Origin of the sequence: Bombella favorum, assembly GCF_014048475.1 — a bacterium.
Lineage (GTDB): Bacteria > Pseudomonadota > Alphaproteobacteria > Acetobacterales > Acetobacteraceae > Bombella > Bombella favorum.
On sequence record NZ_NWUS01000001.1, the window covers coordinates 257,358 to 273,725 of the forward strand.

General features: G+C 52.7%; 15 protein-coding genes. 13 read left to right on the plus strand and 2 right to left on the minus strand.

Annotated features, from left to right (window positions below; all coding sequences use genetic code 11):
* Positions 1 to 849 (minus strand): CAF17-like 4Fe-4S cluster assembly/insertion protein YgfZ, encoded by an 849-nt coding sequence (gene ygfZ, locus CPA57_RS01230; protein WP_229709177.1) that lies wholly within the window; start codon positions 847 to 849, stop codon positions 1 to 3.
* A gap of 87 nt (positions 850 to 936) precedes the next feature.
* On the opposite strand from ygfZ, the gene CPA57_RS01235 reads away from it, so the two are divergent.
* Genes CPA57_RS01235 through CPA57_RS01255 form a run of 5 tightly spaced genes read left to right on the plus strand, consistent with a single transcriptional unit; the run spans position 937 to position 6,640 of the window.
* Complete coding sequence (locus tag CPA57_RS01235; protein WP_229709180.1) at positions 937 to 3,330, plus strand: cache domain-containing protein; 2,394 nt, start codon at positions 937 to 939, stop codon at positions 3,328 to 3,330.
* A complete protein-coding gene (locus CPA57_RS01240; protein ID WP_182080791.1) occupies positions 3,327 to 4,145 on the plus strand; it encodes an MlaE family ABC transporter permease in 819 nt (272 codons plus the stop codon). Before CPA57_RS01235 ends, CPA57_RS01240 begins: the two co-directional genes overlap by 4 nt.
* On the plus strand, positions 4,145 to 4,879 hold the full coding sequence (locus CPA57_RS01245) for a P-loop NTPase family protein (RefSeq protein WP_182080793.1): 735 nt from the start codon (positions 4,145 to 4,147) through the stop codon (positions 4,877 to 4,879). The genes CPA57_RS01240 and CPA57_RS01245 overlap by 1 nt, the downstream gene beginning before the upstream one ends.
* 7 nt (positions 4,880 to 4,886) lie before the next feature.
* On the plus strand, positions 4,887 to 5,858 hold the full coding sequence (locus CPA57_RS01250) for an MlaD family protein (protein ID WP_229709181.1): 972 nt from the start codon (positions 4,887 to 4,889) through the stop codon (positions 5,856 to 5,858).
* Positions 5,855 to 6,640 (plus strand): hypothetical protein, encoded by a 786-nt coding sequence (locus CPA57_RS01255; protein WP_182080795.1) that lies wholly within the window; start codon positions 5,855 to 5,857, stop codon positions 6,638 to 6,640. The genes CPA57_RS01250 and CPA57_RS01255 overlap by 4 nt, the downstream gene beginning before the upstream one ends.
* 77 nt (positions 6,641 to 6,717) lie before the next feature.
* Here the strand turns inward: CPA57_RS01255 and bioB are convergent, their stop codons facing one another.
* Positions 6,718 to 7,713: a biotin synthase BioB gene (gene bioB, locus CPA57_RS01260; RefSeq protein ID WP_182080797.1), complete on the minus strand. Its 996-nt coding sequence runs from the start codon at positions 7,711 to 7,713 to the stop codon at positions 6,718 to 6,720.
* Positions 7,714 to 7,833: 120 nt separating this feature from the next.
* Between bioB and CPA57_RS01265 the strand changes: the two genes are divergently transcribed.
* The 8 genes from CPA57_RS01265 to mltG all read left to right on the plus strand — a co-directional run bounded on the left by CPA57_RS01265 (position 7,834) and on the right by mltG (position 16,350).
* Positions 7,834 to 8,658, plus strand: coding sequence for an acyl-ACP desaturase (locus CPA57_RS01265; protein WP_182080799.1), 825 nt, complete (start codon positions 7,834 to 7,836; stop codon positions 8,656 to 8,658).
* 43 nt (positions 8,659 to 8,701) lie between these two features.
* Complete coding sequence (locus CPA57_RS01270) at positions 8,702 to 10,801, plus strand: M13 family metallopeptidase (protein ID WP_182080801.1); 2,100 nt, start codon at positions 8,702 to 8,704, stop codon at positions 10,799 to 10,801.
* A 122-nt stretch (positions 10,802 to 10,923) separates the two neighbouring features.
* A complete protein-coding gene (locus tag CPA57_RS01275) occupies positions 10,924 to 11,649 on the plus strand; it encodes a glycine betaine ABC transporter substrate-binding protein (protein ID WP_182080803.1) in 726 nt (241 codons plus the stop codon).
* A gap of 48 nt (positions 11,650 to 11,697) precedes the next feature.
* Positions 11,698 to 12,642 carry an ACP S-malonyltransferase gene (gene fabD, locus CPA57_RS01280; RefSeq protein ID WP_182080805.1) on the plus strand — a complete coding sequence of 315 codons (945 nt, stop codon included), beginning with the start codon at positions 11,698 to 11,700 and terminating at the stop codon, positions 12,640 to 12,642.
* Positions 12,643 to 12,655: 13 nt separating this feature from the next.
* The gene (gene fabG, locus CPA57_RS01285) at positions 12,656 to 13,399 is read left to right on the plus strand and encodes a 3-oxoacyl-[acyl-carrier-protein] reductase (RefSeq protein ID WP_182080807.1); all 744 of its coding nucleotides are present in this window, start codon (positions 12,656 to 12,658) and stop codon (positions 13,397 to 13,399) included.
* 164 nt (positions 13,400 to 13,563) lie between these two features.
* A complete protein-coding gene (locus CPA57_RS01290; RefSeq protein WP_077395564.1) occupies positions 13,564 to 13,806 on the plus strand; it encodes an acyl carrier protein in 243 nt (80 codons plus the stop codon).
* Between the two features lie 128 nt (positions 13,807 to 13,934).
* The gene (fabF, locus tag CPA57_RS01295; protein WP_182080809.1) at positions 13,935 to 15,218 is read left to right on the plus strand and encodes a beta-ketoacyl-ACP synthase II; all 1,284 of its coding nucleotides are present in this window, start codon (positions 13,935 to 13,937) and stop codon (positions 15,216 to 15,218) included.
* A 43-nt stretch (positions 15,219 to 15,261) separates the two neighbouring features.
* Positions 15,262 to 16,350 (plus strand): endolytic transglycosylase MltG, encoded by a 1,089-nt coding sequence (gene mltG / locus CPA57_RS01300; protein ID WP_182080811.1) that lies wholly within the window; start codon positions 15,262 to 15,264, stop codon positions 16,348 to 16,350.
* The last annotated feature ends 18 nt before the right edge of the window (positions 16,351 to 16,368 follow it).

Sequence of the window (16,368 nt, forward strand, 5' to 3'; positions counted from 1 at the left end):
TCAGCTGTCCTGTTTCTCCGATGGTTCTGCGGCTTTGGGCAGCCAGTCAGGCCAGTTCAGTGTGATGGTCTGGCCGTTTAGCTGTAGTTCGGTAGCGTTCCATGCTCGACGGTGGAGCAGGGCTAGCCCACGTCGCCCTGCATGTGACCTGATTTCACCGACATCCTGTCCATCCAGGGTTATGGTCCCACTATCGGGCAGAGCGTCTCCATTGGCAGTACTAATGGGCAGGATACGCCTTTTAATGAGCCCTCGGTAGTGGGTTCGGGCCGTGACTTCCTGACCTAAATAGCATCCTTTGGTCCATGAAATACCATGCAGGTGATCCATGTTGGCTTCTAGAGCCAGTGTCTGGCCTGGAGTGATGTCTTCGTCTGCCGGAATCCCGAGGTGCAGTCGTCGGTTAAGTAGGGATTCGGCTTCGGTGCAGCAGGTAGCTTCGTCATGTGGTAATGAGGCCGGGATGATGGCCCGCCATCCTAGCGCAGAATGCCGGGGGTCTGACGCATGGACCAAAGAATTTTCTGGTCGTGGGCTATCTAGTGGGCCTGTTAGAACGGTGGCTTCCGTTCGCTCCATCTGGACATCGGCTCTTAGTCTGAAACGACGTAGGTTTTTTAGGAAAGAGTCGGCCTGATCCTCTGGGAGGTCCAGGAGGAGGGCATTTTCAGTTTTCCAGAGAAAAAATAATGCCTGTATGCGCCCTTGCGCATTGAGCATAGCCGCCCAGATGGTATCCTGCTCGGAAAGGGTCTGTAAATCATTGGTTATGAGGCCGTTTAGAAAGCTGGTTTTGTCATTTCCTGTGAACGAAATGACAGCACGGCGTGAAAGATGGTTGCGCTTCATCAGTGTCCGCATAATAGTGGTGGCTACAGAAGAGGGACCTTCACCCTATTCCAGCATGGTATACAAGGGATCATTTCGGGATACCGGATGACTAAGGGGGATTCTAGAGCCTTGCCGACAGATGAGATCATTGATCCTGCCATTGATACCACAGGACGGCGCTGGCAGCTTTTTCAGTTCATAGGGCCAATTTTGGGCGTGATTTTGGTCATTATGACCATTGGTGTTGTCACGCTGTACACATATCGGACCATGCGGGAAGGGGCGATCACCCTCTCACGGAATCTTCTTAAAAGCCAGCAGCGTTATATTACCGAGGAAGTCAGCCATTATCTGTCTCCGGCAACGGGGATTTCTTTCATGGCCAGTGGGATGCTCACCAGCACGGACATGCAGGCAAATGCTAATGCCTTTATGACGTTGGGGCGTTCTGTCCTGCGGGGTATCCCTCATGTGGATAGTTTCTATCTGGCGGATGATCAGGGGCACTTTTGGATGTCTGCCCGGCGGGATGGGCAGTACGAGGAGACAACGCTTCAGATTGAGGATGGAGCCCCGTATTATCGGCACAGACTGACCGATAAGGATGGTCGTTTTATTTCCACAGACAGGCTATCGGCGGAAGGATACGACCCCCGGCTGCGCCCTTGGTATAAAGGGGCACTCCATTTTGAGAGTCGTGCGCCGGATCGTCGTCTGTTCTGGACAGACCCTTATCCTTATCTTTCGACTCATCAGTTTATTGTCACGGCCTCTCTGGCGTTCAGGACATTGGATGGGCGGCATGTTGTGTTCGCTATCAGCATTTCGTTGAATCGGCTGACACAGTTCGTCAACAGCCTCAAGGTGGGCAAAAGTGGACAGGCTGTGATCGTGGATCTCAGCGGCCATGTGATTGCCGGTCATAACATGATGGATGTTGGTAAACCTGGTTTTGATGCAGAAAATGTACACTTGGACCCTAAAACGCAGCCCGTTTTTGTCAGGGCACTTAACGTGTTTCGTGTCATGGGAGATGGGACGGGGATGGTGCAGGCCAGGGGGCAGAATTATGTCACTATTGCCTCAGCCATGCCTTTGGCTAAGCGGTCGTGGGTGTTGCTGCTCAATGCGCCTGAAAGTGACTTCGCTAGCTTTACACATGCTGTGCAGAAACAGGCGGTCTACTTCTCCATCGTTATTGTCGGGTTGGCGTTGGTTCTTGCTTTGGGGTTGATCTACCAGGGGAGGCGGGTTGAAAGGCTCCAGAAGGATTTGACGGTCCTTGATGACAAGAAGAAGGAGGATAATGCCGTTCTTCTGAAGATCACCAATGCCGAGGGACTACTGAATCCAGAGCAAGAGCAGCCCTATTTCTGTGAGGCTCTGGCCGAACGTGCAGTGGCCCGTCGTGCTAGTGTTTGGCGTTTGTTGGCGGATGGGGACAGGCTGCTATGTGAGGACATGTTCGATCGAGGCAGGGATGCTCATGGGTCCGGCATGGAGCTCACTAGGAATGGCCATCCCGGTGTGTTTGAGTGTCTTGAAAGCGGGCATGACGTTGACCTGCCGGATGCAGGGGAGGATCAGCGTTTCCAGAGCCTACAGCGTGTGGTCATGCGGATGATCGGGGCCAAGCACCTGTTCTTTATGCCGGTTGTGGAGGAGCATCGTCCAGTAGGGGCTATCATGCTGGAGGATCCCTACCAGCTGGGTGAGGCAGATCGGGTTATAGCGCTGCTTGCGTCTGTTTTGGCTGTCCGTTTCGGGCATGTGCAGGAGGAAGAAAAGAAGACAGAGCAGCTTCAAGGAGGCACCGCTGCTACGGCGGCAGGCACCACGGGGCGATCAGCTAGATCCCCAATGCGAATTGTCGAGGGCTTTCTCATCCATCCGGAGGAGGAAGGTAACAGGGTTCCCCCTATGCCGGGTCTTTACCCGACAGTGCCGATTATGGTGCTGGAATTTTCTGAGGCTTATTCTTCCAACCGTGATACGGCACAGGCCATGTTGGAGTTGGTTGCAGAGCTTGGCGGGAAAATTGAGGGTATTGCTAGAGAACGTGGTCTGTTCTCGGCACAGGTAGCGGGAAACCGTTTTATTTTCTTAGGCAGTTGCTCTCAGAGTATTGATGCAGAGGGTGCTGTGCATCTAGCAGAGGCGGCTATTGGTATTCGTGAAGCTTGTCTGATGGTCATTGCCCAGATGAATACGCAGCTCATGTTCCGCATTGGTATTGATGTCGGGCCCGTCCTGGTTGCTTATTTTGGGGAGAGGCGTGATATCTTCAATTTGTGGGGCGAAGGGCTCACAATGGCCGAGGCTCTGGCTCACAATGCTCCTGATGGTGGGCAGATTCAGGTTTCGGAACGAGCCTATCAGACGTTGCAGGGTGTTTTCCTGTTCCGTTTGAGAGGGGAGTTCTTCCTGCCCAATAATGGTATCTCCAATAGCTACATCTTGGCAGGCCGGAGTGAAAGCACGGCGGCAGAGAGATCATGAATTTCTCAGAACGCTTTGCTGTCATCAATAGTGGTCTGGCTATGCTGGGCCGCTTTGCTCGTTCTCAGCCACGCTTCTTTCTCGTTATGATTGGGGCGGCGTGGGGTGTTGTATATGAAACGCTTCGTCCTAGCTCATGGCGAAGGACGGTCATCATCGAGTTCCGGCGTAATTTGCGGCAGTTGGTGGGTAGTGGGTTTTTCAGCGTGGTGGTGGTAGCTGTCATCACGGGGTTGGGGCTGGTCTCACAGGCTGTGTACTGGCTGGGTTTTGCAGGTATGGCTCAGATGACAGGGAGCCTTCTTTCCAGTGTTCTGCTGCGGGAAATCGCCCCCATTCTGGTAGGTGTTATTCTGCTGGGACGTTCTGGCATGTTGATGCTGACGGAAATGGGTACCCTGACAACTAGTGGGAGGCTCAATACCCTGAATGGTATGGGGATTGATCCCTTTCTGGTTTTTGTTGTGCCGCGAACCATCGCTACAACTGTTAGCGGGATTACATTGGGAACCATTTTCAGCGTCATTGCCTTGGGTATGGGATATGTGGCCTGCTGGATGAAAGGGATTGTCACATCCTCAATCTGGTCGTTCATCTTTGATGTGATCAACAGTATGGAGCCGGGTGATTATGTCGGTATTCCTCTGAAATTCCTCCTTAGTGGGGCAAGTGTTGGTTTGTGCTGCTGTTTGTCTGGCATGGATGTGACGGCAGAGGATAATTTGACCACGTTCATGCCACGTGGCTTCTCTCGTGGCATTATGTCCATTCTGGTCATCAATGTGCTGATCGATATCATTCTGGGGAGCCTCTGATGGTAGAGAATGCGACTCTTTCAGAGGGAGATTACGGCTTTGTCCTGAAGCTGGATGATGCCGTACCGTTTTCCGATTCCACAGGGCTGCCTTCGGTAAAGTACAATTTATCTCTTGAGCCCGGTGAATGTGTGTTTGTGGAGTGCCGTGATAGTTTCCGGGCTGCCCAGTTTACGGATTTCTGTGTCGGTCTTTTACCAGTCAAGCCGGACCCTAGTACGGGTAAAGGACAGGGTACGGTCAGCTGCATGGGCTTGAATTGGGCAGAGTTGGATGAAAAACGGGCGCAGGCCTTACGGGGACGGATTGGCCGCATAACGGATGATAGTGGCTGGATCGACCTCTATGAGATGCATATGAACATCCTGTGGCCTAGCTTGCATCATAGTCGCACGTCCTACGATAAACTTGTGTTGGAAGCCGTTCATCTGGCCGAATCATTCGGTCTGCCTGGTCTGCCCACTCAGCTACCGGAAAAACTGTCCCTGTTGGACAGAAAGCGTTCAGAGTATGTGAGGACGTTCATGAACAGGCCTTCTTTGCTTCTATTGGAAAATCCTATCAATCTTGGTGGGCCGATAGAGCTGTATAATGCCTTTTTGACAGAACTGACAGCGGCACGGGAGCGGGGCTGTGCCGTCGTATGGATCGGTTCGGAACGTTCCGCTTGGGCTGGTTATGCCAGACCAGGGATGCAACGTTTTCGCCTCGGTAGTAATGGTCTCGTAAAGTGAGAGATATATGATGCGTCCTTTACGTTTACGTCGGCGTTCCGGTCTTGCGGCTCCTTTATTCAGGAGCTCTTTCGTAGATGAGTGGGTGGGGCTGCTTGTTTTGCTGGCTCTTGTCATTCTCACGGCCGTGTTGGTGGAGGCTGGGTTTCTCAAGCAATGGCTGACACCGGCAGGACGTCTTCATTTTGTTTTACCGGAAAGCGGTGTGGCTGGTCTGGCCGTCAATAATGATATTGAGGTCATGGGGGTTCGTGTCGGGGAGATCCGTCGGCTGGACCTTAATGAATCAGGCCGTATGTATGCGGAAGGGACTATAGAACCTCATTTTGAACGCTATATTCGTAGTGACAGCATAGCGACTATCAAGCGTCGTCTTGTCGTTGCAGGTGCGGGGTATATTGAAATTACCCGAGGGCAGGGTGAGCCGCTCAACTGGGATTATGCCGTGTTGAATACCAGAGTAGAGCCTAACCCGGCGGATATGATTGTTCAGACATTGCTAGACCTGCGCGCTAGACTTCTCCCAGCCATGGACAATGTGGAAGAAATTACAAAGCAGGCCAAAGACATCATGGTGGACCTGCATGCGGGTAAGGGGACAGCCGGCGCCTTGTTGACGAAGGAAGAGACAGCTCAGCGTATTAATACGATTCTGGCATCGCTGAACAAGGCGATTGAGAGCGTGCAGCCACTGGAGCGTCAGTTGCAGGTTACCTTGAATGAGGCCAATGGCGTGATGCAAAATGTGCATCATCTGACCAATGGACTGAAAGATTCTGGGCCGGAGGTAAAACGTAGCATCCGTAATGTGGCCGATGCTACCGAGCAGCTACCTGCTGTCCTAGCGGAAGCTGAAGCTACTGCGGACAGTTTACGTAAACTGAGTGATCAGTTACGAGGTCTGTGGTTGCTGGGCGGTAGTGGAGGAAAGAAACACCGGCCTAATCGTAGGCTCTCGGCCCATGAGGTGCGACCATGAGGTTCCATCATATCATCGTGTCTCTATCGCTGTTTGTAGGGTCTCTTGGGGGATGTTCCAGTGGTCCTGGTGAGTGGGAGGATCAGCGCTACGCCGTCAGGATGGAAGCTGCGGATAGTGTGTTCAACCTTGGTTATGTCCAGCAGGCTCAGCAGCATTATGCTGAAGCCTTGGATAGGGCGTTTCTAGTTGATGATTCCCAGGGAATTCATGATGCTGGCTTCAACCTGGCTACCAGTGACCTCCGCCTGAAGGAGTATAAGGCCAGTTTGGAAACGCTTCGAAGGGTATCGGACGCCTTGACGGTAAGAGGGTGGATCGAAGCGCAGCAGGCTGATTTACACCTTGTGCGTGCTTCCGTTTTCTATGATCGGGGCCAGTGGCAGGACGCTGCAGCTGAGGCACGCCTGGCTAGAAATAGTTTGGATGAGAGGACACGTTTTAGAGCCTATGCGCTGGGCGGTCTTGTCGCTGCTGCAATGTCTGATCGGGTTGGTCTGGAAGAGACTATTACTTATCTTACCTCCAGTAGAGATGAGAAAGATCAGACTGATCTCAAAGAGCTTCTTACCTGGCGTATGATTATGAACCAAAACTGGCAGTCGGCTGCTGATAGTGCCGAATCACTAGCTAAGGCTCGCAGGGAAGAAACGGATTACGAGGCTATGCGTCGAGCATTGCGTCTAGAAGTTAGAGCTTTGCGTGGTATGGGACGGGAGCAGGCCGCTGAGAGTGTTATGATGCGGCTTAGGGATAGTAATCGGGAGCAGGCTAAGCAGTAAGGCTAGTTTCTTTGATTTAGGGAAACGCCCCAGAACTTATTGTTCTGGGGCGGCTTCGTTACAGCACGGTAAAAAGATCAGGCCGTTGCCGTGTTCTGCATCATAGGGCTCATGCCCAGCAGGGATAGGAGCTCCGTATCTCTGTTCTGTGCTGGGTTGGGCGTTGTGAGCAGTTTCTCACCCCAGAAAATAGAGTTCGCACCTGCAAGGAAGCAAAGGGCATGTGTAGATTCAGACATATTCTCACGCCCTGCGGCAAGGCGGACATGGCTGGCAGGCATCATGATGCGGGCTGTAGCAATGACACGGGCAAATGTGATCGGGTCCACGGTTTCTTCATCAGCTAGCGGTGTGCCTTCCACACGGACGAGAAGATTGATGGGCACACTTTCCGGATGGGTTGGTAGATTGGCCAGAGTCGTTAGCAGTCCCGCACGGTCCTGTGCGTCTTCACCCATGCCAATGATCCCGCCACAACAAACCTTGATGCCAGCATCCCGTACGTTGGCCAGAGTGTCTAGGCGTTCCTGATAGGTGCGTGTTGTGATGATTTTGCCGTAGAAATCTTCTGATGTATCAAGATTATGGTTGTAATAATCCAGTCCGGCCTCTCTTAGGCGAGCGGACTGACTAGGCGTCAGCATCCCGATGGTCAGGCAGGTTTCTAGTCCGAGAGCTTTGACCTCTTCAACCATGCGGCAGACAGCGTCCAGATCCCGATCTTTCGGAGCACGCCATGCTGCTCCCATGCAGAACCGCCCAGCACCAGCTTCTTTGGAGCGTTTCGCATCAGCGATGACACGCTCCAGTGGCATGAGCTTTTCGGCGGCCATGCGCTTGTCATGATGAGCGCTCTGCGGACAGTAGGAGCAATCTTCTGGGCAGCCACCGCTCTTGATGGAAAGCAGGGTCGAAATCTGGACCTTTGTAGGGTCAAAGAATTGCCGGTGTGCCAGCTGTGCTTGGAAGATCAGCTCCGGAAAGGGCAGCGCAAGTAGGGCTTCTGCTTCTTCGCGTGTCCAGTCGTGCCGGAGCGTGGCCGTCTGAGGCAAGGGGCAGGTCTGTTCAGTCATCTAGCTTTTGTCTCCAGAGTTGGCCGCCTACACCTACCCAAAAGATGGACGCTATGCCATCTGAAAAGTATGGTAAATGCATGAAGTGTTAATGCCATCGCAGGAAATGAGGGTGTCTTTATGAAACATTGGCAGATTGATCAAATGGATTGGGCCGCTTTTGATGCGACAAAAGTGAACCCTGATATCCTAGCCCTTGTAAAAGCAGCCTCCGTGGTGGAAAGAAATGCGCGGGATTATACCTGCTACCTTCAGAATGTCTTTCATGACGATTCCGGTTTTCGGGATGCCGCACAGAACTGGGCAGAAGAGGAGGTTCAGCATGGTGATGCGCTTGGTAAATGGGCCATGTTGGCAGATCCGGGCTGGGATTACGCTGCAGCTTTCGAGCGTTATCGGGAGGCCTATAAGATAGATACAGATGTTTCTTCATCCATCCGGGGCTCTCGGACGGGGGAGCTGATTGCCCGCTGTATGGTGGAGACCGGCACATCCTCTTTTTATACAGCACTGGCAGACGCTACGGAGGAACCCGTTCTGAAAGCCGTTTGTAAGCAGATCGCAGCGGATGAGTACCGGCATTTCAAACTATTTTATGACAATATGCATCGCTATTTGGGACGAGAGAAGTTAGGCCGTTGGTTCCGTCTACGCATTGCGCTGAGTCGTGTGATGGAAAGTGAAGATGACGAGCTCGCCACGGCTTTTTATATTACTAACTCCGAGCAGTTTCAGTCTTACGATCATAAAAGCTGCATCGCCGCATATATGGCTCGTGCTCTGTCCTTTTATCAGCAGAGGCACCTTGACCGTGTTACCGCCATGATCTTGAAGACATCAGGTCTGACGCCCCATTCTCGTATGCAGCAGTGGCTAGCTAAAGGAATGCATGGTCTGATCGCTTGGAAACAGAAATCATTCGCCCGTCAGCTTCAGCAGGCCTGAACTGACCTGCATTGTCCTGTCCTTTTTTAGTCTGGATGTTTTCATGAAAGTTCCATCATTCCGTGCCGCATTGAAGCAATGTAGCGTCCTCATGGCCCTAGGGGCAGGACTTGTCATGGGGGGAGAAAGTATCGGGCATTCTCAGGCCCAGACGGTACGTGCCTATGAAAATGGTTGGGGGTTTGACCAGCCCGGTATGGACCCAGCAGTGTCACCGGGGCGAGATTTCTTCACTTATGCGAATGGCCGGTATATCAGGCAATTGAAGATTCCTGATGACATGAGCAGTTATGGCCCGTTCCATATTCTTTCCGAGCTGACACAGGCGAGGCAGAAAGCCCTTCTGGAAGATCTGCTGCCTTATGCTGAAGTAGGGAATGAAAAGGGCCAGTTGGCGACCTACTATAGCAGTTTTCTAGATCAGGCCGCTGTTGATGCCAAAGGGGGAACTCCTCTAGAGGAAGAACTGGAGCAGATACGGAATCTGGATGACAGGTCATCTCTGGCACATCTGTTCGGGCGTGCTGCTAGTTCTTTAATGTACAGCCCCTTCGCTTTGGATATTGAGCAGAATCAGCAGGATCCGACGCATTATATGCTGATGCTGGATCAGGGCATGAGTATCGGGATTAGTGGTGGCCTTGGTCTGCCGGATATCAGCTATTACAGTAATCCGGCCCTGGCCCCGCAGAAGAACGCCTATCGTGGCTATGTTGCTAAGATGTTGGCTCTGTTGGATTGCCCCGATCCCGTGAATGAGGCATCGGCTGTTGTGGCTCTGGAGACGGCTCTGGCTAAAGTGGAAACCCCCCGTGATCAGACACGAGATCCGCTAAAGATGTTCAATCCAATGAAGGTGAAGGAGCTCGTTGCTTTAGCACCTGATGTGGACTGGGTGACGTATCTGCGGACCATGGGCTTGCCAGAGGCAGGCTTGATGGAGCGTGTTGTGGATGTTCGGGAGCCGAAGTCCATCGCTGCCATGGCACGGATCATCGCTGGAGCCGATAAGGAAACGGTCAAGGCATGGCTGGCTTTTCATTTGGCTGATAATGCAGCTCCCTATTTGTCGCATGAGTTCTCAGATGCCTCGTTTGACTTTAATGGCCGGGTGCTGACAGGCATGGCTGCTCAGCCTGTGCGTTGGAAACGGGCTATTCGTGCTACGAATGCGGCCATGGGGTGGGCGCTGGGGCGTTTTTATGTACAGCGTTATTTCCCGCCAGAGGCTAAGGAACGGATTACCGGTCTGGTTCAGGAGTTGAAAAAAGCCTTCCGCTGGCGGTTGGAGCATAACGATTGGATGGATGCTCCCACCCGTCAGGCTGCGCTTGTTAAGCTGGACCATTTTGCCATGCAGGTTGGCTATCCTTGTAAGTGGTGGGATTATTCAGCGTTGGATATCCGTCCAGGTGATGTTTACGGCAATGCAGTTCGCAGCACTGCTTTTAATTGGCACCATCGTTTGGACCAGCTGGATCGCACCGTGGATCGGGATGAATGGGATATGACGCCTCAAACCGTTAATGCCTATAACGACCCAGTAAAGAATGAAATCGTCTTCCCAGCAGCCATTCTCCAACCGCCTTTTTTCGATCCGAATGGGGATATGGCCGTCAATTATGGTGGGATAGGTGGCGTCATCGGACATGAGATGAGTCATGGCTTTGATGATCAGGGGCGCCATTATGATGAGCATGGCCGCTTGCATGACTGGTGGAGCAACGCATCTTCTCAGGCCTTTGAAGCAAGAGCAAAAAAGCTCGGTGCCCAGTATGACGCAGAGGAAGTGTTCCCCGGTCTACATGTGAATGGCAGGATGACTATGGGGGAGAATATTGCCGATCTTGGTGGTTTGAATCTGGCTCTGCAGGCTTACCACGATAGTCTGCATGGCAAGGCAGACACGTCCCTGCATGGTTGGACAGGAGACCAGCGGGTCTTTTTGGGATGGGCACAGGTCTGGCGTGAGAAAGACAGACCGGATGCTCTGAAACGTCAGGTGCTTTCTAATGAACATGCCCCGGCAGCCAGTCGGGTTAATATGCCGGTTCATAATATTGACCTCTGGTATCAGGTCTTTGGCGTGAAGGTAGGAGACAAGCTGTATCTGCCGCCAGAGCAGCGGGTCAAAATCTGGTAACGGGGAAGGAAATACCCTTAGATCAAGCCCGCTTTCACTGATGGAAAAGTGGGAGCAGGGCTTCACAAACCGCCGGGCTGTGGCTATCCCGGGTCTGTTTTCTCATCATGCGAGGCTGTCTCATGTCATATCTCACGATTGGTCATCTTTACACGGCGTTGCATGCCGCTTGTGCTAGCGGCGTGGCCCGTGTCATCGAGGCGAATGGTGAAGAGGTTGCCTATGCTGATTTGAGCCGTGACGAACGCCTGCCATCCCTAGATGATGGTGAAGTTGATATTCTGGTCTCTGCATGGTTCCCGCAGGATGAGGTGATCCGCTCTCACGGGCATGAGGTCATCGGCAGTCTTTATCACCCCGAATTGCAATTTTCTGCCCTGCGAACCACCGGTAAGGGCGCTGGCTGGAGTGCGGGGGATTTCACATCCCTTCTGACAACAGCCAATGCTCTTCCTTTTGTGGAGAAGATGTTTGACCAGCGTCCAGACCTTAAAGAACTTCCGCTGGATGTTGTGGCGACAGAAGAGGTTTTTTCACGCCTGAAGCAAGCGGAAGATGCTGGGAATTGCCCTCTTATTGCGGTGTGGCAGCCTCATGCGATCTTTCATAGTGATATGCTGGAGACGCTGCCAGATGGGGATCTGCTCGCTGGAGAGGTACAGACGGCCAGACTGGTGCTTCGGAAGGGGCTCCGTGATGAGGTGGACGAAGACCTGCTTGATGAGCTTTCCATCATGATGCTGAGCAACAAGGTCATGAGTGCCCTTGATTATGCGGTTAGCATTGATGGAATGAGTCCGGGAGAGGCTGCGGAATCATGGCAGCGCGGGCGTCTGATTCCTCGCTGAAACTGTTTCAGTATCAACGTTGATAAATTGTAAGTTGGAGGTGTCCGCATGGCTCGTCATGCATTTGTATTTCCCGGTCAGGGTAGCCAGTCTGTCGGGATGGGGCTGGAGCTGTACAAGGCTTTCCCTGTCGCCCGTGCTGTGTTCGAAGAAGTAGACGAAGCGCTTAAAGTAAAACTTTCTCATCTGATTTTTGAGGGCGATCCCGCCGAGTTGAGAGCAACAGAAAATACTCAGCCTGCTCTGTTTGCTGTATCTATGGCAGCCGTGCGGGCATTGGAGCACGAGGGTGGTTTTGCCCTGAAGGATAAGGCTGCACTACTGGCTGGACATTCTCTTGGTGAATATGCTGCTCTGACAGCTGCTGGTGTTATGAGTATTGCCGAAGGAGCTCGGCTTTTACGGTTACGTGGTCAGGCGATGCAGCGGGCTGTTCCGGTTGGTCAAGGGGGTATGGCTGCGCTTCTTGGCGTGGAGCCTGAGGTGGCGCAAGAGATTTGTACTGAATGTTCACAGGGTGAGGTTCTGGAAGTCGCCAATGATAATGGTGGCGGGCAGATCGTCATTTCCGGGCACATGGATGCTATAGAGCGTGCTATGACTGCCGCGAAGGATAGAGGGATCCGTCGTGTGGTGAAATTGCCGGTATCAGCACCTTTTCATTCTTCTTTGATGGAGCCTGCTGCGGAGGAGATGCAAGAGGCTCTGGCCAGTGCGGAACTTCATCCGGCCAGTATTCCCGTTATTGCCAATGTGCTGGCAGAGAGCGTATCCCAGCCGGACGAAATTCGGAACTTGTTGGTTAAACAGATCACCGGGCGTGTGCGTTGGCGTGAAACGGTGCTTTCCATGCCGGGTAAGGGCGTTACGTGCCAGCATGAGCTGGGAGCTGGGAAGGTGCTGACTGGGTTGGCTCGCCGCATCGTGCCAGATCTGGGAGCAGACTGTGCCGGAACCCCGGCGGAAATCGAAACAATGCTGAAGAGCCTCTAAGGGAGTAGTCTTAATGTTTTCTCTTTCTGGTAAACTGGCCCTGATAACTGGGGCTTCCGGTGGTATTGGTGCGGCTATTGCCCGCCAGCTTCATGAGCGTGGTGCGATTGTTGTGCTGAGCGGGACACGGGAAGGTGCCCTACAGGATGTGGCGGCGGCTCTGGGGAGTGAGCGTGTGCATATCGTCCCTGCCAATCTGTCAGATGATGCACAGGCAGATGCGCTTGTCAGCCGTGCGGAAGAGGTGGCTGGTCAGCCGCTGGATATTCTCGTCAATAACGCTGGTCTGACACGGGATACGCTTGCTGTGCGGATGAAGGATGATGATTGGGCGCAGGTCCTCAAGGTCGATCTAGAAAGTCCGTTTCGTCTGGCTCGTGCGGCCCTGAAGGGTATGCAGCGCCGGCGGAGTGGGCGTATTATTTCCATTTCGTCCATTGTGGGAACGACCGGCAATCCGGGGCAGGCTAATTACGCTGCGGCCAAAGCTGGTATCGTGGGAATGAGCAAATCTCTTGCTCAGGAAGTAGGTCGTCGTGGTGTGACAGTAAATGTCGTGGCGCCGGGCTTTGTAGAAACTGCCATGACAGACGTTCTACCAGAGGCCGTGCGGGAGAAGCTGTTGGGGAATATTCCGCTTGGCCGCATGGGGCGCCCGGAGGATGTGGCTGCTGCAGTGGTTTATCTTGCTTCGGACGAGGCTGGATGGGTGACGGGCACGACGCTTCATGTTAACGGTGGGATGGCCATGGTCTGAAAAAGTTGGCGTTTGCAGAAAAACATGCTAAGCGCGGCCTGCTTGGCCTGACCAAGGATCAGAGTATGGCTTCATTGCCGGACATTTTTTGATGTCCAGAAGCTGAAAAGCAGGCAGGTTTTTTCTTAGAAACACCCGGGAAGGGTAGCAAGGATTTAAGGCAGATGAGCAACGAAATCGCTGATAAGGTGAAGAAGATCGTCGTAGAGCATTTGGGCGTCGATGCGGATCAGGTGAAGCCAGATGCTTCCTTCATTGACGATCTGGGTGCTGACAGCTTGGATACGGTTGAGCTGGTCATGGCTTTTGAGGAAGCATTCTCTGTTGAGATTCCGGAAGATGCTGCCGAGAAGATCGCTACTGTGAATGATGCTATTGAGTACATCACTAAGCAGAAAGCTGCCTAATTCCTTATAGAGGGATTGGATGATGGAACGAGCTGATCGGGTATCGGCTCGCTTCCATCCTGAAAGAGCGAAGCGGAACATACCCGTTTCGCTTTATGCGTATTTATGAATTGTGAGGTAAGGCGGCGATGAGCGGCTCTGGAACGGACAGAAAACGTGTGGTCGTTACGGGAATAGGCGTAGTAAGCCCGTTGGCTGTTGGTGCAGAACTGACATGGAAGCGCCTTATCAATTCGCAGTCTGGCATTGGTCCGATTACGCAGTTTGATGCGTCTGGCCTTCCAGCTCGGATTGCGGGGGAAGTTCCTGCCGGTTCGACTGAAGAAGGTGGGTTGACCCTTTCTGACTGGGTTCCTGTCAAGGAACAAAAAAAGATGGATCGTTTCATCCATCTTGGTTTGGCAGCGGGTATTCAGGCTGTAGAAGATTCAGGCTGGAAGCCAGAATCAGAGGAAGATCGTTGTGCTACTGGCGTCATGATCGGCTCTGGTATTGGCGGTCTGAAGACGATTTACGATAATTCTCTGGCAGTGGCTGCCGGCAAGGCACGTCGTCTCTCTCCATTTTTTATCCCATCCTCGCTGATTAATCTTACGGCAGGTCATCTGTCCATTCGTTATGGCTTCAAAGGGCCGAATCATGCGGTGGTGACAGCATGTGCCTCTGGTACGCATGCAATCGGTGATGCGTCTCGTTTGATCCAGCATGGCGATGCTAAAGTTATGATTGCTGGCGGTGCGGAATCTGCCATCTGTGAGCTTGGGATTGCCGGTTTCTGTTCAGCCCGTGCCCTTTCAACAGGCTTCAATGAAGACCCGACAAAAGCTTCTCGTCCTTGGGACAAGGAACGTGATGGGTTCGTCATGGGTGAGGGGGCTGGTGTGGTCGTACTGGAAGAGTACGAACATGCAAAGCGTCGTGGTGCCAAGATTTACGGTGAAATTGGTGGCTACGGCCTTTCCGGCGATGCTTATCATATTACAGCTCCGGCTGAGAACCATGAGGGGGCCTACCGTGCTATGCAGGCCGCATTGAAGGATGCTCAGGTCGATCCTGCTGATATTGGCTATGTCAATGCTCATGGTACATCCACTATGGCTGATGATTTAGAACTTGGCGCCGTAGAACGTTTGTTCGGCGATGCCGCTTTTGGAACAAGCATGTCTTCCACAAAATCAGCAATTGGTCATTTGCTTGGAGCTGCTGGTGCCGTGGAGGCTATTTTCTGCCTTCAGGCGATGCGTGATGGTATTCTGCCGCCGACGCTTAATCTGGATGAGCCATCCAGCGAGAGTGTTATGGATCGTATTCCCCATAAGGCGAAAGAGAAGCAGGTGGATATTGCCCTTTCCAATAGCTTCGGCTTTGGTGGGACTAATGCCAGCCTTATCTTGAAACGGTTTAAAGACTGATGTGATCGTCTGATGCAGATTTTTGTTAGCTTGAGGTAAGACTATGGCACAGAAACCTGCATCAGAATGCGAAGGAACTAATTCTCCATCGGAGCATCCTGTTCCTGGTGAAGGGAAGGAAGGCGGGAGAAAGAAACGTTTTCGTCTTCTGACCAAGGGGCGTTTTTTTGCCCTGCTTCTAGTTGCCATTGGTGGGACTGCTTTTGCAGGATATGGTCACTATACGGATCCGGGGCCTCTACAATCTGAGCGTGTAATCGTCATCCCTAAGGGTGGGGTAGATCGGGTTGTCGCAGCGCTTCAGGACAATGGCGTCATAGCACGTGGGGCAGTGTCGTCCCTGTTTTTTAAGGTAGCTATGTATGTCACCCGCTCGCAGGGAAGTATTCATGCAGCGGAATTGCGATTTCCAGAGCAAGTCTCAATGGCTCATAGCCTAGATATTCTCCGGCGTGGCCGCCCGGTTACTCATAGCCTGACGATCCCAGAGGGGCTGACGGCCAAACATATAACAACGGTACTGATGCAAGCTCCGGCCTTGCAGGGGAAGCTGCCCATCATTGCAGAAGGGCAGGTAGCGCCGCAGACATTTTTTTATGTTTGGGGAATGGAGCGTCAGGTTCTTCTACAGCATATGACGAACCTGATGACGAAGACGCTTCAGGATGTTTGGGCAGGCCGTGACCAGGTCGCCTTGCAGGGTGTTATTACCTCACCAGAAGAGTTGTTAATTCTTGCCTCCCTCATAGAAAGGGAAACCTCCGTTGCTGAGGAACGTCCGCAGGTGGCACGGGTTTTTCTGAACCGGCTTAAGCAGGGTATGAAGCTTCAGACAGATCCAACGGTCATTTATGCCTTGAGTGGTGGAGAGGGCACTTTGCCTCGTCCCCTAACTCATGAAGACTTACAGTTTGATAGCCCCTACAATAGCTATCTTCATTCAGGTCTGCCGCCTGGGCCTATTTGTTCCCCTGGGCGTGCTTCTCTCGAAGCAGCGGCTCATCCGGCTATGGGAGATGCTCTGTATTTTGTAGCGACAGGACACGGAGGCCACAGTTTTGCCCGGACGCTTACCGAACAGACTAATCATATACGTGCCTATCGGCGGGTAAAAAAAGCCATTTCCCCGTAATTCTGGTTTGATTGGGTG